Below are 18,748 nucleotides of genomic sequence, written 5' to 3' on the forward strand. Positions count from 1 at the left end.
CATTGGGGAAACACTTCAGAAGGATGCAGGGCCATGCTTGGGGCATTGGAGAATAAGAATATTGCACGTTCGGGGTGGACCTGGGTGGCAGCGCTCAGCCTGCTGGCCGGTTCCATCCCGCTCTCCGCCGCGGCCTCGATGCCCGCGGTGCCGGTCGCGGCGGTGCCGGCCGCAACGGTGTCGATTGCCAGCGCCATATCCATCGACTTGCCGGTCCGCGTGCGCACCACGGCGAACCTGAATATGCGCACCGGCGCCTCGAGCGGGTACCGGATCCTGGTGCAGATACCCACGGGAACCTCGGTTCCGGTATCCGGGCGTGCCTCCAACGGCTGGTACAAGGTCAGCTACAACGGGTACACCGGTTACGTCAGCGACTACTACGTGGTCGCCGCTTCGGTGCGCACGCTCGATGACCTGAACCTGCGCACCGGCACATCGACCAGCTACCGGGTCCTGCTGAGCATCGCGAAAGGGAAAACGGTGCCCGCCTACGCCCGCGCCTCCAACGGCTGGTACAAGGTCAGCTACGGAGGGTACACCGGATGGGTCAGTGGCAGCTACGTGACCACCTACCCGAAGCCGCCATCCGCACCGCAATCCACCGGACCTAAACGGACATCGAGGGTGGTGCTCACCTTCGATGACTGCCCGCGCACGCTCAGCGCCTTCACCTCGGTGATGGACTACGCAGCCAGCAGCAACATCGGCCTGGTGATTGCTCCCACCGGCGATTGCCTCGGCTCGTTCAAGTCGCGCTACGGCGTGGACCTGGCTTCGCTGGCCCGGGCCAAGGGCCAATGGGTGATCAACCATTCGATCAGCCACCCGGATCTGCGCCCGCTGTCCTGCCAGCAGGCCGGCGCGCAACTGGGCGGCTCCGGGGTGCACACGAACTTCGGTCGCCCGCCCTTCGGAGCCATCGACGGTTCGGTGCGCTGCGGCTACGACAGCCGCGGCATGGCCATCTGGACGTGGTCGCGGGACACCCGCGACTGGGACGTGAAATCCAAGTCGATCACCGTGTCCCGGGCCTCGGCCGCGGTGCCCGGGGATACCGTGCTGATGCACATGCAGTGGTACGGCTTCTCGCCCGATGCACTGCGCCAGATCAAGGCGAACCTCGGCGCCCGGTCGGTGGGCGTGTGCCGGGCCTACCACGGGTCCGATGGCACTGGCGCGGTGGTGCGCACCCCGGTGCTGCTGCCCAGCTCGCTGCCGTGCTGAACCGGCAAGCACCCCTTCGGAGGCAGATCTCACAGTCCCCGAAGGGTGGCACGCATCATATGAGCATGGGCTAACTTGCATGCAGTTCGTAGACTAGAGGTATGGCTACTTCCACTTCCACCACGGTCTCGCTGTCAATGCCTCGGATCCCGCGTGTGCGCCGCACCCCGGCCGAGATTGCAGCTGCCTCCCCGACGGTCACCGAGCGCAAGGTCCTGCTGGCCGCTCCTCGCGGCTACTGCGCAGGCGTGGACCGGGCAGTGGTTGCCGTTGAAAAGGCGCTGGAGCACTACGGCCCGCCGGTGTACGTGCGCAAGCAGATCGTGCACAACCTGCATGTGGTCTCCGAGCTGGAATCCCGCGGCGCGATCTTCGTGGAGGAGAACGAGGAAGTGCCCGAGGGCGCCCTGGTGGTCTTCTCCGCCCACGGCGTCTCCCCGGCAGTGGTGCAGTCCGCGGCGGACCGCAACCTGCAGACCATCGACGCGACCTGCCCGCTGGTCACCAAGGTGCACCGCGAGGCCGTGCGCTTCGCCAAGAACGACTACGAGATCCTGCTGATCGGCCACGAAGGCCATGAAGAGGTCGAGGGCACCTACGGCGAGGCTCCGGAAGTCACCACCATCGTGAACAACCCCGAGGAAGCCGACACCGTCCAGGTGAAGAACCCGGACAAGCTGATCTGGCTCTCGCAGACCACCCTGAGCGTGGACGAGACCATGGAAACCGTGCGCCGGTTGCGCAAGCGCTTCCCGAACCTGCAGGACCCGCCCAGCGACGACATCTGCTATGCAACCACCAACCGCCAGGCAGCGATCAAGAACATCGCGCCGCAGTCGGATCTGGTGATCGTGGTCGGTTCGGCGAACTCCTCGAACTCGGTGCGCCTGGTCGAGGTGGCACTGGACCACGGCGCAAAGGCTTCCTACCGCGTGGACTTCGCCAACGAAGTGGACGAGGCCTGGTTCGAGGGCGTCTCCACCGTCGGCGTGACCTCCGGGGCCTCAGTGCCAGAGGTGCTGGTCCGCGAAGTCGTGGCGCTACTGGCAGAGTACGGCTTCACCGACGTTTCCGAGGTCACCACCGCGCAGGAAGACATCATCTTCTCGCTGCCCAAGGAAATCCGCGGCAAGCTCAAGGAAGCCGGGGACGAGGAACGTGCCCTTGGCGGCCACGCCCGCCCGCAGGCCTGATTTCTCCATAAGAATTCAAGCGCCAGTACACCATTGCGCGCTCATCACTAGTAAAAGGTAGAATTTCCTCCCGTGGCTCTTACTATCGGAATCGTCGGACTGCCCAACGTCGGCAAGTCCACCATGTTCAACGCGCTGACCCGTGCCCAGGTGCTGGCAGCCAACTACCCGTTCGCAACCATCGAACCCAATGTGGGTGTCGTGCCGTTGCCTGACTCGCGGTTGAAGGTGCTCGCCGGAATCTTCGGATCCGAGCGCATCCTCCCAGCCACCGTATCCTTCGTGGATATCGCCGGCATCGTCAAGGGCGCTTCGGAAGGCGAAGGCTTGGGCAATAAGTTCCTGGCCACCATCCGTGAAGCAGACGCGATCTGCCAGGTCACCCGCGCATTCGTGAACGACGACGTGATCCACGTGAACGGCAAGGTGGACCCGGCCTCGGATATCGAGACCATCGCTACCGAGCTGATCCTCGCTGACCTGCAGACCATCGAGAACCAGCTTCCTCGCCTGGAAAAGGAACTGCGCACCAAGAAGATCGACAAGGCCTTCCTGGACGCAGTGCTCAACGCCCAGAAGGTGCTCGAAGAAGGCATCACCTTGTTCGCCGCCGCGAAGACCAAGGGCGTGGACCTTGAAGAGCTCGCGCCGATGCAGCTGATGACCACCAAGCCATTCATCTACGTGTTCAACACCGATGAGGCCGGCCTGGCCGATACCGAGATGCAGGAAAAGCTCTCCGCACTGGTTGCCCCTGCCGAGGCGATCTTCCTGGATGCCCAGTTCGAATCCGAGCTAGCCGAGCTGGAAGAGGACGAAGCCGAGGAAATGATGGAAGATGCCGGTATCGTCGAGTCCGGCCTGGGCAAGCTGGCACGCGTTGGCTTCGACACCCTGGGCCTGCAGACCTACCTGACCGCCGGCCCGAAGGAAACCCGCGCCTGGACCATCGCCAAGGGTGCCACCGCACCTGAGGCTGCCGGTGTCATCCACACCGACTTCCAGCGTGGCTTCATCAAGGCCGAGGTCATCGGCTTCGACGACCTCGTTGCCGCCGGTTCCGTGGCTAATGCCAAGTCTGCGGGCAAGGCCCGCATCGAAGGCAAGGAATACATCATGAAGGACGGCGACGTCGTGGAGTTCCGCTTCAACGTCTAAGCCTGCCTAGCTCAATCGCCCTCGGTTTCTTGTGAAGCCGGGGGCATTTTTGCGTGCAGTCCATGCACTGCGTCGAGCTAAGCGGGATGGCGCAACGAGAATGCAGTTCAGGTAATGCTGGCAACCGCTGCGCCGGAAAGCCAAAGACCAGGCGCACAAATCGAGGGCCTGGCCGCCGGATTGCCCCGTGTTAGAGTATGCGGCATGAACCAAGATCTCGTGACCTGGCTGCAGATTCCCGCTGACGATGTCGAGGGCGCGTGGGCGTTCTATGGGAGCGTGTTCGGCAGAATCGGCCTACACGAACGAGCCGCGGACCGGTGCCATCCATGCAGAGGTGGTTCCACGTAGCGAGGACCTGCGGGAGCCGCGGCCGGTGATCCGGGTGGCAGACATTGATTCGGCCCTGGCGCGCGTCGAGCAGGCCGGAGGGACCGTCGTTGCCGGACGCACCGAGATTCCAGAGATTGCTATGGTTTATGCCGTGTTCGCGGATCCGTCAGGAAACCTCATCAACGTGGTTGGAGACATGTAATCGCAAGCTGGCACCGGGGTTAGCTGCAGGACAGGTGCATCGTGCAGGCACCGTTCCCAATGATTCTCTGGTCAGATGAGAGGCTGCACAATCTGCGCCAGATGCCCGACCGGATCCTCGACCCACGCGATGAGCAGGCGGTCGAGCGATGGTGAGTTAGTTTTGACGGGCGTCGCCCCGGGGCCGATGAGCCGCCGGTAGCCTGCCGGAACATCGTCAGTCCAACGGATCACCGCAGCGCGCTGGCCAGCGGCGATCGAGTTGAGTCCTTGGTCTTCTCGGGTGCTACCTTCGGTAGCTAGACAGAGCCGGAACCCGTCGGGGACGTGGTCGACATGGGTGGGCGTGCTTGCCCGCGGTGTGCAGAACACTTCTTGAAAACCGAGGGCGCCGGAGAAGTCGTTAGCGCCGTTGATATCGCGCGCGAATCGAACGACTTGAGGAGTCCGGGAGAGGCCAATGCGACAAGTCTGGATCCACAAGTTCCCGACGACAACCATCCGCGCATCTGACGCGGCCACGGTGGTTGCGTGACAGCGGTCGGAATGTGCGACGACCTGGTGAAGTTCAGGTTCAACGTCTCAGCTTTCTCAGCACACCCGCCCTCGGTTTTTATTTGAATTACGAAGCGTTTTGGATTCTGATCTTGATCAACTGTTTTTGAAGGCCCGTTGGCCGCGCAATTGGCGTGAATTGAGGGGGTAATGCATCTCGCGCGCCCGAATATGCTTAGTCCAGCAATAGGCGGCTCGTGTGCATCGTTTGCTGAGTCATTTCGGAACTTTGATATCACAGTAGTGCACTTAGTGTTCAGAAGTTCTTTTTGCCCCGGCTGAGGCTCTGTTGACATGTGCACTCCTAACATCACCTTTGTTTATCCGAACCCGGATACAGTGTTGGTAGGAAGGATCTACGAAGAAATTTGTTCCCACTTGGAGGATTTTCATGACCGTCGGGTACCTGTATCTCACGCGTAACACCTCTAACGAGATTCTCTATGTCGGCCAATCGAGCCGTCTTGACTCCCTCAGCTTTCAGACTTACCTCGGCAGCGGTGATTTACTGCGGCAGGCCATCGAAGAAATTGGTGCTCAGAACTTCCACAAGGAAGTGCTCGGTTACTTTGACGAGCAAGTATCGCTCGATTACGCCGAAATCCTGAAGATCGCTGAACTGAGGAATTCAGGCGAGAACCTTTACAACAGTGGTGTCGGGGGCCCACGTGCCGAACTAGCGTTCAAGCGGACCATGCTGTCAAGATTCGGCGTAATTCCTCAGATGGCAAAAGAATGGCTGAATGCCATCGCGGAATCACCGATCGAGGTAAAGAACATCTTGGCAAACCTCGATGTACCAGAGAAGGACGATTTCTACCGCGAGCTGGAAACCCAACTATTGGTAACTCAAGATCTAAGCCGAGTTTGTACGCGTTGCAAGGCAGAAGTGGGCGCAGTCTGCCGGACAAAGACTGGCAATCCGTCGCGCAACCACGCGAAGAGGTAGGGCGAGGCGAACGATGCGGCGATGATCTTCTACTTTCTTCGCGATGGCGTCGGTGACCGTCCGTTAATCTGAGACCGCCGAGTAAATGATCTCCTCATACTTGAACCAATTACCGGAAACCCATGGAGCACAGTCGATGACGCGAACCAGCGAGTTGAACGAAGCCACGATGCCTGAGATTGTGTTGGACGTTGTTGCGCACGCGGATCTCGCAGCAGAAGATATCGCCAAGCTCCGTCGACTGTTCGATGCCGAATACCTCCAGGATTTCGGCAGCTGGGCTCCGGATCTGCCATACGGCTATGCTCCGCATGACTTCCACGTCATGGCCCGGTGCAAGGGCGAGGTTGTCGGCCATGCCGGATGGGCGCGACGCACGATAGGCGTGGGAGGTCGCGACCTTATCATTGCGGGTGTGGGCGGAGTGCTGGTCTCCCAGCGTGCGCGGGGCCGAAGTCTGGGCGAGATCCTGATGAATCGCGTGGCTTCGTCGATGCTGGATGCCGGCGGCATTTCGTTCGGCTATCTCGGGTGTCGCGAGGAAGTGGCCGCCTTCTACGGCTCGTGTGGTTGGACTCGGATTTCCGCTGCCGAGCGCTCCATCAGCCGTGCAGGCCAGCCAGCTTACGATCCGCCAGGGCAACCGCTGTTTGCCCTGCCAATCGCGTCCCGGCTTGCGTCCTGGCCACAAGGGGAGGTCGACCTGCGCGGGCGGGCGTGGTGACGCCCTAACGGTAGCCTGCGCAGAATATGATCGGGCTTATCGATAGTCCGCGCGATTTTTCATAGTCGATGTTGTATATCCCGACAGCTCAACATACCGTTGGAAGAAATAGGCCGGTGAGCTGGAGAGGTGGAGGCAGATCGAATGAGGAAACTTTCCAGGGTAACTTGGCGACGAGTCTCCGTATACCTCAGCATCTCGATTTTGGGGCTGGCCTTGTTCCTTGCGGCCTATTGCAGGATTTCAGGCAGGTCGCTGGCCGAAGCCCTTGACAGCTTCTGGATCGCGATAGCGATTGCCCTAGCCACGTCGGCTATCACCGGGGTACGAGACCAGCGGCAAGACACTGGAACCGAGCCTCACAAGCAGGAACTATAACCACCTCCCTTTCGGTTGGGTCAGTTGGAAGGCTTAGTTGCGATGCCGTCGAGCCACAGAACATCTGATTCGTCATTGTGCGTGCCGCCGGATCCGACATGTTTGCTGGAGATATTTGGCCCCTTTTGAATAACATGGACCATCGCCATGCTGTGGCCCCGGCCCAGCTGGTAGTCTTCCTTGAGCCAAGCCAGGATCTCTGCTGCCTTGACACCTTCTTGGCCAAGTCCTTTCTCACGGGCGATCTCGATAAGCTGGCGAGGTGTGAGTCCGGTCTTCTTTTCTATGGTGTCCAGATAGGCCTGGAATGACATGGCGAAACCTCTCGAAGGCATGAATGTGTGCCATGAATACTAGTGCTGAAGCCACGCTGCGAGCAAGAGAGATAGTGATTGCGTGCAGATCCGTCAGGATCGGCAAACGCAGATGCCAAGGATGCGCCGCGCCGTCCTCCTTCAGCCAACCGAAACCAGGGTAACTGCTTTGGTTAGGAGCGTCCGGCCTGATCGGAATGATCATCTGGCGAATCCGGGTATGCGACTCAAAATCATGGGGGAAGCGCGCCTGAATTCCCGGAAAACTAGTTCCGTCCGCTGAATTCCAACGTGTAGTTCGCAGCAGTTGGCAGGTGCCCGGGATCGTCTTCAAATGGCATGTAGTCGAGCGAACGAAGGTATCCGTCAATAATCCAGAGATCCAGATGCCCAAGCGCCTTGCCATCCCTTGAAACAAAAACAGTTGAGAATGGGCCGCCGGCATGCCGGACGCTTTGGCAATCGCGTTTGCTAGTGAAGGAGATTGAGAAGCAATCGCATTCTTTGAACTGGTAGCCGCCCCAACGCGCAAATTTCAGTTGCTGGCGAGCCTTCGCTGATTCAGCATCTGTGCCGCTGCAGAGCAAGGCCAGCAGCTCGAGTTCAGCAGGTCGAAGTTCTCCGCCTGGGACTCGCTTAGGTTGGTTATCCATGGGGACAGCCTATATTGCACTGTGACTAGGAATTGAATCACTGCATTGCTAGAGCTGCAGCATCGAAGAAGCTACCTGGGGGATCGCCGACGATGGAATGACAGTCGAGGCGTTTACAAGAACGAGCGAGGAAGCGTTCGGGATTTCTTCGGCTAGCGCTTTGCCGTTGCCGACGGGGAAGAACGGATCCTTTGCACCGTGTACCACCAGGGTGGGGATGTCGAGCTCGGGCAGCCGCTCGCGCCAGCGCGGAGTGCAGTCCAGTTTGGAAAAGACGATCCCGATTTGGTTTGCCAGATGGACTTCTGGCTCTGCACTGGCCGTACGGTCCCAGATGCGGGAGGCCAAGTCCATGGCAGCTTCAGGATCATTGCCAAGAATTTGCGAACCTTCGGCGGAGAATTGGGCAACGGCTGCGCGGTCTGCCCAATCTGGCATAGGGCGGGAAAACAGCTTGCCCATGGTTGCTTGGTCATGATCTGGCAGATCTTTGTCCACCGGTCCTGGAGCTACTGGTCGTGTGCCAATCAGGGTCAGGGCGCCAAATGATTCGGGATGATCCAGCGCCGCAACCTGCGCGATCATGCCACTGACTCCAATGCCAGCTACATGTGCTGGACGGCTATCCAGTAATCTGGCCAGCGCTGCGGCATCAGAAGCTAGATCACGCAGATTGTAGGCGGGTTTCATCGGGTTCCCGGCCGTTGATTCTCCGCAATCCCGGAGGTCGTAGCGAACCACGTGGCGCCCGCCAGCGGCCAGGGCCTGGCAAAGGGCATCTGGCCAAGCAAGCATCGTGGTGCCGCCAATGAGGAGAATCAATGGATCACTCTCGTTGCCGAAGGATTCGACACCGAGTTCCACGCCGTTGGCTTCAACCGTTCCCATGCACGACCTGCCTTTGCTATCAGAGTCCTAGGATGGCTTGTGGGCCACCTTGCGGTCAATAGGAATCAGAGTTCTAGAAGAGCGGCCAAGGCACGGCGGGCATCTGCCCCCTATGAGCCGGGAAGTGCCCTTTGCTGCGCAGGGTAGTGCAACGCTCGGAGAGCGCCGCGATTTCTTCATCAGTTAGTAGCTTGGACAGTTCTTGGCCAAGTTCTGCGTCCAGGGCATCACTGACCATCCGGATGCCGGCCAGTTCTTCTTCGTTCAGCGGTTGGCCAACCCAACCCCAAAGCACAGTGCGCAGCTTGTGCTCTTCGTTGAAGCAGAGCCCGTGATCGACACCGAAGCGGTGGCCACCTGGCATGGCTAGAACGTGGTCGCCCTTGCGGTCGGCGTTGTTGACCAGTACATCGAAGACCGCCATGCGTCGCAGCGCAGAAGTATCTTCGTGGAACAGGGTCATCTGCCGCCCCGATTCGTCCTGTCCGTGCAGTACGGTCTTCCAACCGTCAGCAGGCACTTTGTCCGAGGCTACGATGTCTACTGGGCGTTGTCCTCGATCGACTTCTTGCCATAGCTGCACCATGCCTTCGCCAAATTGCCCTTCGCGCAGCCAAGTGCGCGGCACGAGGTTCCAGCCCAGGGCTTCAGATACGAGGAAGGCGGCAACTTCGCGGTGTGCCAGGGAACCGTGGGGAAAATCCCAGAGGGGTTTCTCGCCCGCAATGGGCTTGTAGACCACGGTGTTCTCACCGATGCTGCCCAGGAAAGTTGCATTGGAGGCGGTGGTGATGCGGCCGGTCAGTTCCAGCTGCGCGGTCAGCAGATCGGGAGAGCTCATTCGCGGTTCTCGTCCTTGCAGGTGTGCCCATCCGGATCAATCGGATAACCGCAGTTGGCGCACATAGGCCGCCCAGCAGCCACGATCTCATGGGTGCGCATTGCGAAGGCGCGTGCGGTGCCTACGGGCATGCGGACGCGCAGGAGTGCGCCCGGTCCATCTGGATCAAAGTTTTCTTCATCTTCTTCATTCAGGGAGAAAGCTTCCAGAACTACCTGCGCTACAGTGGCGTCCCATCCGAGATTCATGGAACCCACCCGGAAGGACTCGTTGACTTCTTCCAACGGATCGTTGTCAACCAGTTCCACCGGGGTATGCTCGGGAACGCTGAAGGGGTTGCCCTTGACGGTGGAGAGCTGATCGAGGATCTCGTCAATCATCTCGGCAACCACCGCGGCTTGCTGTTTTTCCAAGGCGATGCTGGAAAGTTCCTTTCCGGCCCTTGCCTGGAGGTAGAAGGTGCGGGACCCAGGCTCGCCGATGGCGCCAATGACAACGCGATCTGGCCAATTGAATTCGTTGACTGTTGCCGTCATTTCAGTCTCCTTAGTGTCCTGCTCCGCCGCCGACTGGGGCATCGTTTGTCTTGAGTCCTGGGGCTAGCCAGGAGAGGTCTCCGGCGTCGGTGTTGATGGAATACACGCGAGGCGCGCCGGGACCGTAGTGCACGATTGATGCGGAAGCCGGGCCCACATTGAGGCGTTGGAACAGATCCAAATGCATGCCAAGCGCGTCAGCCAGTACCGACTTGATGATATCGCCATGGCTGAAGGCCGCCCATACTGCTCCAGCACCATGCTCGGCCTCGATGGCCGCGTCATGTCGCCTGATGGCTGCAACTGCCCGGGATTGCATCCCGGCCATGGACTCACCATCCGGGAAGGTCACCGAGGACGGAGCGGACTGCACTGCTTTCCAGAGGTCTTCGGCAGCCAAATCCTGCAGCGTGCGGCCCTGCCACTGGCCATAATCGCATTCCGAGAGTTCTGATTCAATCAGCAATTGTGCCTCTGGGCTTTGCCGTTGCAAGGCGAACTCCGCCGTCTGCACGCAGCGTTCCAGCGGGCTTGAGACAACGCCCGCCAAGGGGAGCGCAGCTAGGCGTTCGGCGGTACGAATCGCCTGTTCTTCGCCGGTTTGGTCGAGGAAGACTGAGGGGGTGCGTCCGGCCAGTACGCCGGTGGCGTTGGCGGTAGTGCGTCCGTGCCGCACAAGAATTACTGTGGCCATGAACCCAGCCTAGTCATCGAGAAGGTGGCAAGCGACTCCTAGGCTGAAATCAGTTCCAGGGCTTCGATGAGCCCACGGGACTCTGGCGGAGCGGTTCCTTCGCCCGTTGCACCTTCACTCCAACGCAAAAGCCAAGACCGTTTATTGATCCGCTCAACGAATGCCATGGCTCGATTGGCCCCAGCCGATTTGTGAGATCGGTCCTCATAACTGTTCCTTTGCCCTTACCGGCCCGCGGCATCGGGGTACGATGAAGGTTGGCCAATTCGGGGCGGCAGCTCCCGGAAGTCCCTTGCAAATGACTCGCCGAGAGTGGCGAAGCCATGATCCACCACTGGATGTGGCCCCTAAATGGAGTGATAGTTCTTGTCTGGAATCCTCCAGCATCCAGCGGCAGAAGTGCGGTCCGATTCCAAGTCGCGCACCATCATTATCGACAGTGAGCACGCTGGCCGGCGCATCGAAAAGTTCCTTCGGGCGCAGCTCAAAACGGTGCCCGCCGGGCAACTTTTCCGGCTCATGCGCAAAGGGCAGCTGCGTGTCAACGGCAAGAAAGTCCAAGAAGGCTACCGGCTAGCCGAAAATGACGAGATCACGCTGCCGGCACTGTACGCAGAACAGAGCCTGGCACCAGCCCCCGAAGTCCCGGATCCCTTGCTCAAGCGGCTACGCAACACCGTACTGTATGAAGACCAGGATGTACTGGTCATTGACAAGCCTGCCGGCATCGCGGTGCATCGGGGAAGCGATGTTCCTGCGGGGGTTATCGAAGCTTTCCGCCAGTTGCGCCCGGAGCTGCCGGACCTGGAATTGAGCCACCGGCTGGATCGCGACACTTCCGGGCTGCTGGTGTTGGCGAAGACCCCAAGCATGCTGCGCTACCTGCATGAGATGCTTCGGGACCGTGAAGACGAGATTGAACGCCACTACCTCGCGCTCGTTGCAGGACACTGGAGCGAAAAGACCGAATCGATCCTCTCGCCGCTGCTGCGCCGTGCCGACAAGGTCGTGGTTGATCCGAACGGGCAGCGAGCCGAAACTCGCGTCATTGTGAAAGAACGCGTAGGCCAGCGAGCCACCATTCTGGATGTGCAGCTGATGACCGGACGCAAGCACCAGATCCGGGTCCACCTGCAAAGCGAAAGCCACCCGATTGCAGGAGATGACCGGTATGGCTTCGCGAAGTTCAATCGCCGCGTCGAGCAGCTGGGAGGTCGCGGGCTGTTCCTGCATGCGACTAAGCTGGTGATACCCAAGCCCGATGGCCAGGAACTGGTGATCGAGGCACCCATGCCGCAGCGCTGGAAGCAGCTGTTGAAGGCGGGGCTATAGCCCAAGCAAGGCTGGCAGGACGGGAAAAGATGGCTGAAGGAATCTGGAACCACGTAGCTCAGGGAGTATTCCAGCGACGCTACAATCCGTTGGATATCACCGTGGGCGCGGTGCTCGGCGTGCATGGCGTGACGATTATCGATACCCGCAATAACGCACCCGAAGCACAAGAAATCATTGACGATGCCACAGCGCAATTCGGTCTGCCGATTGTTGCCGTCATCAACACGCACGCGCATTATGACCACACCTTCGGCAATCAGCTTTTTGCCCAGCGGGGAATCCCGATTTACGGCCATCACCGGATCCCCGCGCACTTCGAGCAGTTCGAGAAGCCCCGGCTTGAGATGGTGCAGCGCTCGCCGGAACTCGAACCCGAAATGAATTGGGACGGTGTGAGGCTGACGCCGCCAAGCCACTTGGTGGCCGAACCCTGCACGGAAAATCTAGGCGGACGAGAAGTTGAACTGATCCCGTTGGATGCCGGGCATACCGACACCGACCTTGCGATCCATATTCCCGATGCCAAGGTGTGGTTCCTTGGCGACATCATCGAGCAGTCTGGTCCACCGATGTTCGGCTCGGGCGCCTATCCGCTGGGGTGGCCAGGCGTGCTCAAATCCCTGCTTGCGCGCATACAGCCGGGGGATGTGATTGTTCCGGGCCACGGCGAGCCTGTGGACCGGGAATTCGTCGTTCAGCAAATGCACTGCTTCGAATTGCTCGCCACGACCCTGGGTTCGGCTCATGAGAACGGTGCGGCGATCAAGGACATCGCGTTCCCTGCGGCGCTGCAAGAACTGTGGCCTGCCGATTTCCTTCTCGAAGCCGCCAAAGACGCCTACGCGCAGCTGCCGGGTAGCCAGAAGGACCCACGAAAGCGCGACGAATGAAGTGGAGTCCGAAAATGACCTCATGGCTGGCACGCGCCTGAGGGCAGCAGCGGAATTGGCGAAAGGTCAGTACTCGTTCTTGATCACGAAGTACGAGCCGCGGATGGTTCCGGCAAGCTTGGACTTCTGCCGAGCGAACTTGAACTTCTCTTCCAGCTCGGTTGGCACCTCCATGCCATCGGAGAGCTTGAAGCCAACGGCGCGCTTCTCCCCGGGGTCCAGGCCGTAGAGAACATTGATGGATAAGCCGGACTCGTAGAAGACATAGGCGCGCTTGGCTCCATCCGCCTCGAAGACAGCCGCCTGCAGCGGCTTCGATGCGATGTGCAGGTCGCGTTCCTGGGCAAGGATCGTGTGCACCCACGCAATGGCTTCCGGAGCGTCGGCTGCTTGCTCTACGACAAAGTCATGGTTGAATTTGTTCTTCAGATAGCGCGCTTCGTTGGCACGCAAGCCTGCCAGCGCGTCAGCAACAGGCGAAGACTCAAGGCCCTGGGTGGATACGTCTTTGAAATCAACAAGGTATGGCATGGGGATTCCTTCGGGCGTTGGCCAAGTGGTTTAGGAAATTCGTTTTTATCGTACTCCGCGAAACTAGCTGAAGGCACTGAAACCGGTCAGATCCCTGCCGAGAATCAATGCCTGCACCGACTCGGTTCCCTCGTAGGTATGCAGCGCCTCGATGTCCCCGAAATGGCGAATCACATGATTTTCCAGCAAGATTCCGTTTCCGCCGAGCAGGTCACGGGCGGTGGCCGCCACCCGGCGGGCAGCCCGGGTGTTGTGGTACTTCAGCAATGAAGCTTGCGTGTCCTTCAACCGGCCGGCAGCCTGGGCGCCGGCCACGGCCACGCATTGCAACTGCATATTGGTGATCTCGGCAAGCATTTGCGCCAGCCGCTCCTGCACCATCTGGTGCGCGCCCAGGGGTTTGCCGAACTGCGTGCGCTGCTTGGCATACTGCAGTGCCGCTTCGAAGACGAATTGCGCATGGCCTAGCGCCGACCAGCCGACATTCACCCGGGTTTCAACCAGCGCCCGCGAGACATCCTTGAATGCGCCGGCCTCGGTGAGCCTGGCGGATTCTGGAACGCGAACGTCCGTGAGTCGGATCACTGCCTGTTCGATGGCGCGAAGCACGCCCTTGCCGCGCACCGGGGAGGCCTCGTAACCCGGGGTCTGCTGGTCGAGAATGAACCCCTTGACCTGTGAATCGGCAACGTCGCGTGCCCACACGATGGTGATGCCACCGGCGGCTCCATTGCCGATCCATTTCTTGTGGCCGTTGATGATCCACAGATCCCCATCGCGCCGGGCACTGGATTCCAGGCCGACAGAGTCCGAGCCATGATGCGGTTCGGTGAGGGCGAAGCCGCCGAGCAACTCACCGGTGGCCACGGGGTCCAGGTATTTCTCTTGCTGTTCGGGGCTGCCGAAGAGTTTCAGGCTGCGCAGCACCAGTCCGCCCTGCACGGCGGCGGCCGCGGCCATCGAACCATCCGCGCGCGAAAGCTCCATGGCCACCAGGCCCGCGGCCAGCGGGGAGAAATGCGCGTGGCCTGGAATCCTAAGTCCGTCGGTGAACAAATCGAGCTCGCCCATGCGGCGGACCAGATCCAGCGGGTAATGCGCGTTCTCCCAGTGCTGGTTGATGGCAGGCATGATCTCTTCGCCGTATTGCCGGGCGCGAGCCCAATGCCTGCGGTCCTCGTCGGTGGCCGCCTCGAAGGCGGACAGGTAATCGATGTCCAAAGCAGAGGCCAGGTGGTACGTTGCCCCTGGGTCCCCGGTCACTGGGCGCCGCCCGAGGTTCTGCCGCGTTCAGCGCGCAGCTGGCGCTTGAGCAATTTGCCCGATTGGTTGCGGGGCAGCCCGGCAGCAAAGTCCACCCGCTTGGGAACCTTGTAGTGCGCCAGCTTGGACTTCACATGCTCGCGCACCGCTTCGGCCGTGAGCGTGGTGCCGACCTTGAGCACAATGACCGCGGTCACCGCCTCGATCCAGCGTTCATCATCTATGCCCACGACCGCGACTTCGGCAACTTCGGGCAACTCGTAGATGCAGTCCTCCACCTCGCGCGGGGCCACCAGCACCCCGCCGGTATTGATGACATCCTTGATGCGATCCACCACCTGGATGTAGCCGCCCTGGTCCTTGACCACTTGGTCGCCGGAACGGAACCAGCCGTCGGCAAATGCCTGCTCGGTTTCCGCCGGCTTGTTCCAGTAGCCGCTCATGACCTGTGCCGAACGGTACTGGATCTCGCCGGGCTCACCCGCATCGGCCAGCTTCCCCTCGGCGGTCATCACGCGCGCTTCGATGAAGAACACCGGGCGGCCGCAGGACGCGGGGCGTGCATCGTGTTCCTCGGGGCGCAACACCGTGCACAACGGGCCGAGCTCGGACTGGCCAAAGCAGTTGTAGAACCCGATCTGCGGGTAGCGGTCGCGCAAGCGGTCCAGCACGGTCACCGGCATGATCGAGGCACCGTACTGTGCTTTGGCCAGCGAGCTCAGGTCGCGGGTGCCCAGATCCGGGTGGTTGCTCAATGGCACCCAGACGGTCGGGGCCAAGAACAGCGAGCCGATGCGTTCGGCTTCAACGCGTTCCAGGATTTCGCCGATCTCCGGTTTGGAGAGCAAGCGGATGCTGGCGCCCAATGACAGGTAGGGGAGCAAAAACACGTGCATGGCCGCCGAGTGGTAGAGCGGCATCGCGATCAGCGGCCGGTCAGTGCCCTCCAGATCCAGCGCGATGATGGCCGAGACGTACTGGGCCACCAGGGCGGAATGGGTCATCATTGCGCCCTTGGGTGCCGAGGTGGTTCCAGAGGTGTAGAGCAGCTGGACCAGATCCGTGCCGGCCACCGCAGCTTCAGGTGGCGTTGCTTCGACGCTTCCATCCATCGCCGTTTCCAGCACGCTGGGACCGGTTCCGGCTTCGGGCAGCAGCGGCCAAGCATCCTTGACCGCCGGCAGGGCGCCGGCATCGCGCAGTTCCTGGACCAGCTCGAGGCGGGATTCATCGGCGATAACCAGTGCGGCCCCGGAATCTTGGAGCAGGTAGCGCAGCTCGTCGCCCCTGAGCGCGAAGTTCACCGGCACATGGACCAGGCCGGAGGAGGCGCAGGCGAGAAACAAGATGGCATAGGCGTCGCTGTTCGCGGCATAGGCTGCAACGCGCGAACCGGCCGGCAGGCCTGCCTGCCGCAACCGGGCCGTTACCCGGTTCACCCCGTTGGCCAACTGGCTGTAAGTCCAGGCACGTTCCCCGAAGCCCAGGGCATTGTCCTCGGGACAGCGGGCCACCGACCGGCGCAGCAGCGCGCCAATGGTGTTCTGGTCATCGGGATTCATCGCCGGGGCGGCGCGCAGTGCACTCATGGGCAGTTTCCTTTGCAGTGGGTGCGGGGTAGCTAGAGGCGTTCGATGATGGTGACGTTGGCTTGGCCGCCGCCCTCGCACATGGTCTGCAGGCCGAAGCGCGTTCCACTGCGTTCCAGCTCATGCAGCAATGAGGTCATCAGCCGTGCACCGGTGGCACCGATGGGGTGGCCCAGGGCAATGGCACCGCCGTTGACGTTGACCTTGGACATGTCGGCGCCGGTTTCCTGCTGCCAGGCGAGGACCACCGCGGCGAAGGCCTCGTTGATTTCAATGCGGTCCATGTCCTGGATGCCCATCCCGGCGCGTGCCAAGGCATGCTTGGTGGCGCGGATCGGGGCCGAAAGCATCATGACCGGGTCATCGCCCCGGGCCGAGACGTGGTGGATGCGGGCGCGGGGCTTGAGCCCATAGCGTTTGACCGCGGCCTCGGAAGCAATGAGCAGCATCGCGGCGCCGTCAGACATCTGCGATGCGGTGGCCGCGGTATGCGCGCCGCCTTCGAGAATCGGTGCCAGCGACTGCATCTTGGCGCGGTCCACGGGGCGTGGCCCCTCATCTGCAGCCAGGGAACCCACGGCCAAGATCTCGCGGTCAAAGAAGCCTTGTGCTTGGGCGTTCAGTGCCCGCTCATGGGAGGCCACAGCGAAGTCCTCTAGCTGGGTACGGGTGAGGCCCCAGCGATCCACCATCATTTCCGCGCCGCGGAACTGCGAGATATCCTGCCCGCCGTAGCGGGACTCCCACAGCTTGGACCCGGTGTAAGGATCGGGGAAACCGAAGTCCTTGGCGGCGGAGTTGGAATAGGACAGGGGAATGCTCGACATGGACTGGACGCCACCGGCAACCACGAGGTCGCTGCTTCCGCTCATGACCGCTTGGGCCGCGTAGGAGATCGCCTGCTGCCCGGAGCCGCACTGGCGTTCTACCGTTGTCCCGGGAACGTGTTCGGAAAGGCCGGCGGCCAACCATGCGTTGCGGGCAATGTCCATGGCCTGGGGCCCCAGCTGGTCGATGCAGCCGAGGATGATCTCATCGTATTGCTCGGAATCAATGCTGTTGCGGTTCACCAGTTCGGCCAGCGGCGCTGCAGCGAGGTCCAGCGGATGCGTCTGCGCCAGCGACTTCCCCCGGCGTCCGACAGGTGTACGCAGCGCATCGATGATGTAGGCCTCGGCCATGGGGCTCCTCCAGGAAGTTTCTGGGAAAACTGGGAACGTCTATAGAACCAACAATGCCCAATTCACCACCGGTTGTCTAGGTCACAATTGCCACGCTTGGCTTGGGTAAATGCCACTTGCGCCGGAGCCGCTACCGACAGGTAGGGCTTGGCTGGGAAATATGGTCGGGAACGAAGAGCAAGGTTGCCGGCGGACTGGGCCAGGAAGCCGCCGCGCGGCAGGCCGGGTTGCGCGAACGAAAGTGCCCCGCGGCCCGGCCCTGGAATCTCCACCTGGCGTGGGTCCACGGCCCAATGGATGCACTCCTTGCGGCCGAAGGTCGCCCGCTGTGGATGCGGGTTCGTTTTCGGGATCACTGACCGTCCGCGGCTGCGACGCCTTGCTGGTGAAGATCCTGGAACGCCGTTCCCCGTTGCTCCAGCAGCGCAGCAGCGGCTCGCGGGCCGACCTTGCAATCCGGCCAGAAGCGTTGCGCGCAGTGCCCGCAGGAGTTAAAGTACGAGCACTTCGTGCAACTTTTCAACGGGAGGCAGCATGGCCAAAGTACGCGTGCACAATCTATTCGTTTCTTCGGACGGATATGCCGCAGGTGACTATGTGACGCTGGAAAAGCCGATCGGGGATGCCGTTGCACTGTTCAGCAGGTTCGACGGACGGGTCATCCACGGTGTCGATACGGTGGTTGATCCCGTAACTGTGGACCGAGCCATGTTCAGCATGTGGGGACAAGGCATTGGCGCCGAAATCATGGGCCGCCGAAAGTTCGGCCCCCAGTCCGGGCCATGGCCTGATGATGGATGGCAGGGCTGGTGGGGCGACGAGCCGCCATTTCTCACACCGGTCTTCATCTTGACGCACTACCCGCGTGAATCGATCCAGTTTGAGAACGGAACCAGTTTCCACTTCGTCGACGCGGCACCGGGCCAAGCGCTATCCATGGCTATCCAGGCCGCGGATGGGCTGGATGTTCGAATCGGTGGTGGGCCGGCAACGGTGAGGGAATTCCTGGAAGCGGACCTCATCGATTTCCTTCACGTGGTTATTGTTCCTGTGGTCCTGGGCACCGGAGTGAGGCTTTGGGAGGGGCTTTCTGGGGCAGAGCAACGCTTCACCGTCGAATCCATTGGTAGCGTCAGCGGGCTGACCCATCAGTTATGGAACCGGAAGCCCCGGGAATGATGCTGGTGCCTAGATGAGTAAGTCCTAAACTACTCCAACACAAAAGACCTCCTGAAGCAGATCAAAAAATCTGGTCAGGAGGCCTTTTAACGTTTGACGGAGAGTGTTAAGAATTATGGTGTGAACAAAAACCTGA

Annotated in this window: 20 protein-coding genes; 9 read left to right on the forward strand and 11 right to left on the reverse strand. The window is 60.9% G+C overall.

Features of this window, described 5'->3' with window-relative positions:
• The first annotated feature begins 33 nt into the window (after positions 1-33).
• The 4 genes from ACRDT3_RS15385 (at position 34) to ACRDT3_RS15400 (ending at position 4,113) form a co-directional block, all read left to right on the forward strand.
• Positions 34-1,227 carry an SH3 domain-containing protein gene (locus tag ACRDT3_RS15385; RefSeq protein WP_431493810.1) on the forward strand — a complete coding sequence of 398 codons (1,194 nt, stop codon included), beginning with the start codon at positions 34-36 and terminating at the stop codon, positions 1,225-1,227.
• Between the two features lie 101 nt (positions 1,228-1,328).
• Complete coding sequence (locus ACRDT3_RS15390) at positions 1,329-2,420, forward strand: 4-hydroxy-3-methylbut-2-enyl diphosphate reductase (RefSeq protein ID WP_431493811.1); 1,092 nt, start codon at positions 1,329-1,331, stop codon at positions 2,418-2,420.
• Between the two features lie 72 nt (positions 2,421-2,492).
• On the forward strand, positions 2,493-3,578 hold the full coding sequence (gene ychF, locus ACRDT3_RS15395) for a redox-regulated ATPase YchF (RefSeq protein ID WP_431493812.1): 1,086 nt from the start codon (positions 2,493-2,495) through the stop codon (positions 3,576-3,578).
• Between the two features lie 271 nt (positions 3,579-3,849).
• Positions 3,850-4,113, forward strand: coding sequence for a VOC family protein (locus ACRDT3_RS15400; protein ID WP_431493813.1), 264 nt, complete (start codon positions 3,850-3,852; stop codon positions 4,111-4,113).
• Positions 4,114-4,184: 71 nt separating this feature from the next.
• Here ACRDT3_RS15400 and ACRDT3_RS15405 read toward each other — a convergent pair whose 3' ends face one another.
• Entirely contained in the window at positions 4,185-4,634 is a 450-nt protein-coding gene (locus ACRDT3_RS15405; RefSeq protein WP_431493814.1) for a hypothetical protein, read from the reverse strand.
• A 424-nt stretch (positions 4,635-5,058) separates the two neighbouring features.
• Between ACRDT3_RS15405 and ACRDT3_RS15410 the strand changes: the two genes are divergently transcribed.
• Positions 5,059-5,616 (forward strand): hypothetical protein, encoded by a 558-nt coding sequence (locus tag ACRDT3_RS15410; RefSeq protein WP_431493815.1) that lies wholly within the window; start codon positions 5,059-5,061, stop codon positions 5,614-5,616.
• 136 nt (positions 5,617-5,752) lie between these two features.
• Entirely contained in the window at positions 5,753-6,340 is a 588-nt protein-coding gene (locus ACRDT3_RS15415) for a GNAT family N-acetyltransferase (protein ID WP_431493816.1), read from the forward strand.
• A gap of 398 nt (positions 6,341-6,738) precedes the next feature.
• Here ACRDT3_RS15415 and ACRDT3_RS15420 read toward each other — a convergent pair whose 3' ends face one another.
• From ACRDT3_RS15420 to ACRDT3_RS15445, 6 genes are all read right to left on the reverse strand, one after another.
• Positions 6,739-7,032, reverse strand: coding sequence for a DUF4287 domain-containing protein (locus tag ACRDT3_RS15420; protein ID WP_431493817.1), 294 nt, complete (start codon positions 7,030-7,032; stop codon positions 6,739-6,741).
• Between the two features lie 266 nt (positions 7,033-7,298).
• The gene (locus tag ACRDT3_RS15425; protein ID WP_431493818.1) at positions 7,299-7,685 is read right to left on the reverse strand and encodes a hypothetical protein; all 387 of its coding nucleotides are present in this window, start codon (positions 7,683-7,685) and stop codon (positions 7,299-7,301) included.
• 48 nt (positions 7,686-7,733) lie between these two features.
• Positions 7,734-8,573: an alpha/beta fold hydrolase gene (locus ACRDT3_RS15430; protein WP_431493819.1), complete on the reverse strand. Its 840-nt coding sequence runs from the start codon at positions 8,571-8,573 to the stop codon at positions 7,734-7,736.
• Between the two features lie 73 nt (positions 8,574-8,646).
• Positions 8,647-9,414 carry an SCO1664 family protein gene (locus tag ACRDT3_RS15435; RefSeq protein ID WP_431493820.1) on the reverse strand — a complete coding sequence of 256 codons (768 nt, stop codon included), beginning with the start codon at positions 9,412-9,414 and terminating at the stop codon, positions 8,647-8,649.
• The gene (locus ACRDT3_RS15440; RefSeq protein WP_431493821.1) at positions 9,411-9,950 is read right to left on the reverse strand and encodes a DUF3090 domain-containing protein; all 540 of its coding nucleotides are present in this window, start codon (positions 9,948-9,950) and stop codon (positions 9,411-9,413) included. Before ACRDT3_RS15440 ends, ACRDT3_RS15435 begins: the two co-directional genes overlap by 4 nt.
• A gap of 10 nt (positions 9,951-9,960) precedes the next feature.
• Positions 9,961-10,644, reverse strand: a complete 684-nt coding sequence (locus ACRDT3_RS15445) for an MSMEG_4193 family putative phosphomutase (protein ID WP_431493822.1) — start codon at positions 10,642-10,644, stop codon at positions 9,961-9,963.
• A 366-nt stretch (positions 10,645-11,010) separates the two neighbouring features.
• On the opposite strand from ACRDT3_RS15445, the gene ACRDT3_RS15450 reads away from it, so the two are divergent.
• Both ACRDT3_RS15450 and ACRDT3_RS15455 read left to right on the forward strand, forming a co-directional pair.
• Positions 11,011-11,976, forward strand: a complete 966-nt coding sequence (locus ACRDT3_RS15450; RefSeq protein ID WP_431493823.1) for an RluA family pseudouridine synthase — start codon at positions 11,011-11,013, stop codon at positions 11,974-11,976.
• Positions 11,977-12,005: 29 nt separating this feature from the next.
• On the forward strand, positions 12,006-12,869 hold the full coding sequence (locus tag ACRDT3_RS15455; RefSeq protein WP_431493824.1) for an MBL fold metallo-hydrolase: 864 nt from the start codon (positions 12,006-12,008) through the stop codon (positions 12,867-12,869).
• 66 nt (positions 12,870-12,935) lie between these two features.
• Here the strand turns inward: ACRDT3_RS15455 and ACRDT3_RS15460 are convergent, their stop codons facing one another.
• The 4 genes from ACRDT3_RS15460 to ACRDT3_RS15475 all read right to left on the reverse strand — a co-directional run bounded on the left by ACRDT3_RS15460 (position 12,936) and on the right by ACRDT3_RS15475 (position 17,433).
• Positions 12,936-13,400, reverse strand: a complete 465-nt coding sequence (locus ACRDT3_RS15460; protein WP_431493825.1) for a phage tail protein — start codon at positions 13,398-13,400, stop codon at positions 12,936-12,938.
• A 63-nt stretch (positions 13,401-13,463) separates the two neighbouring features.
• Positions 13,464-14,663: an acyl-CoA dehydrogenase family protein gene (locus ACRDT3_RS15465; protein ID WP_431493826.1), complete on the reverse strand. Its 1,200-nt coding sequence runs from the start codon at positions 14,661-14,663 to the stop codon at positions 13,464-13,466.
• Positions 14,660-16,252, reverse strand: coding sequence for a fatty acyl-CoA synthetase (locus ACRDT3_RS15470; protein ID WP_431493827.1), 1,593 nt, complete (start codon positions 16,250-16,252; stop codon positions 14,660-14,662). The genes ACRDT3_RS15465 and ACRDT3_RS15470 overlap by 4 nt, the downstream gene beginning before the upstream one ends.
• A gap of 32 nt (positions 16,253-16,284) precedes the next feature.
• A complete protein-coding gene (locus ACRDT3_RS15475) occupies positions 16,285-17,433 on the reverse strand; it encodes an acetyl-CoA C-acetyltransferase (protein ID WP_431493828.1) in 1,149 nt (382 codons plus the stop codon).
• A gap of 534 nt (positions 17,434-17,967) precedes the next feature.
• On the opposite strand from ACRDT3_RS15475, the gene ACRDT3_RS15480 reads away from it, so the two are divergent.
• Positions 17,968-18,612 (forward strand): dihydrofolate reductase family protein, encoded by a 645-nt coding sequence (locus tag ACRDT3_RS15480; protein ID WP_431493829.1) that lies wholly within the window; start codon positions 17,968-17,970, stop codon positions 18,610-18,612.
• Positions 18,613-18,748 lie beyond the last annotated feature (136 nt).

Origin of the sequence: Glutamicibacter sp. (assembly GCF_050701915.1) — a bacterium.
Taxonomy (GTDB): domain Bacteria; phylum Actinomycetota; class Actinomycetes; order Actinomycetales; family Micrococcaceae; genus Glutamicibacter.

Excerpts from the sequence above, each read along its gene's own strand:
- ACRDT3_RS15385 (WP_431493810.1), top strand. The coding sequence starts at position 34 with ATGCTTGGGGCATTGGAGAATAAGAATATTGCACGTTCGGGGTGGACC.
- ACRDT3_RS15390 (WP_431493811.1), top strand. The coding sequence starts at position 1,329 with ATGGCTACTTCCACTTCCACCACGGTCTCGCTGTCAATGCCTCGGATC.
- ACRDT3_RS15400 (WP_431493813.1), top strand. The coding sequence starts at position 3,850 with ATGGGAGCGTGTTCGGCAGAATCGGCCTACACGAACGAGCCGCGGACC.
- ACRDT3_RS15410 (WP_431493815.1), top strand. The coding sequence starts at position 5,059 with ATGACCGTCGGGTACCTGTATCTCACGCGTAACACCTCTAACGAGATT.
- ACRDT3_RS15415 (WP_431493816.1), top strand. The coding sequence starts at position 5,753 with ATGACGCGAACCAGCGAGTTGAACGAAGCCACGATGCCTGAGATTGTG.
- ACRDT3_RS15420 (WP_431493817.1), bottom strand. The coding sequence starts at position 7,032 with ATGTCATTCCAGGCCTATCTGGACACCATAGAAAAGAAGACCGGACTC.
- ACRDT3_RS15425 (WP_431493818.1), bottom strand. The coding sequence starts at position 7,685 with ATGGATAACCAACCTAAGCGAGTCCCAGGCGGAGAACTTCGACCTGCT.
- ACRDT3_RS15430 (WP_431493819.1), bottom strand. The coding sequence starts at position 8,573 with ATGGGAACGGTTGAAGCCAACGGCGTGGAACTCGGTGTCGAATCCTTC.
- ACRDT3_RS15435 (WP_431493820.1), bottom strand. The coding sequence starts at position 9,414 with ATGAGCTCTCCCGATCTGCTGACCGCGCAGCTGGAACTGACCGGCCGC.
- ACRDT3_RS15440 (WP_431493821.1), bottom strand. The coding sequence starts at position 9,950 with ATGACGGCAACAGTCAACGAATTCAATTGGCCAGATCGCGTTGTCATT.
- ACRDT3_RS15445 (WP_431493822.1), bottom strand. The coding sequence starts at position 10,644 with ATGGCCACAGTAATTCTTGTGCGGCACGGACGCACTACCGCCAACGCC.
- ACRDT3_RS15455 (WP_431493824.1), top strand. The coding sequence starts at position 12,006 with ATGGCTGAAGGAATCTGGAACCACGTAGCTCAGGGAGTATTCCAGCGA.
- ACRDT3_RS15460 (WP_431493825.1), bottom strand. The coding sequence starts at position 13,400 with ATGCCATACCTTGTTGATTTCAAAGACGTATCCACCCAGGGCCTTGAG.
- ACRDT3_RS15470 (WP_431493827.1), bottom strand. The coding sequence starts at position 16,252 with ATGAGTGCACTGCGCGCCGCCCCGGCGATGAATCCCGATGACCAGAAC.
- ACRDT3_RS15475 (WP_431493828.1), bottom strand. The coding sequence starts at position 17,433 with ATGGCCGAGGCCTACATCATCGATGCGCTGCGTACACCTGTCGGACGC.
- ACRDT3_RS15480 (WP_431493829.1), top strand. The coding sequence starts at position 17,968 with ATGGCCAAAGTACGCGTGCACAATCTATTCGTTTCTTCGGACGGATAT.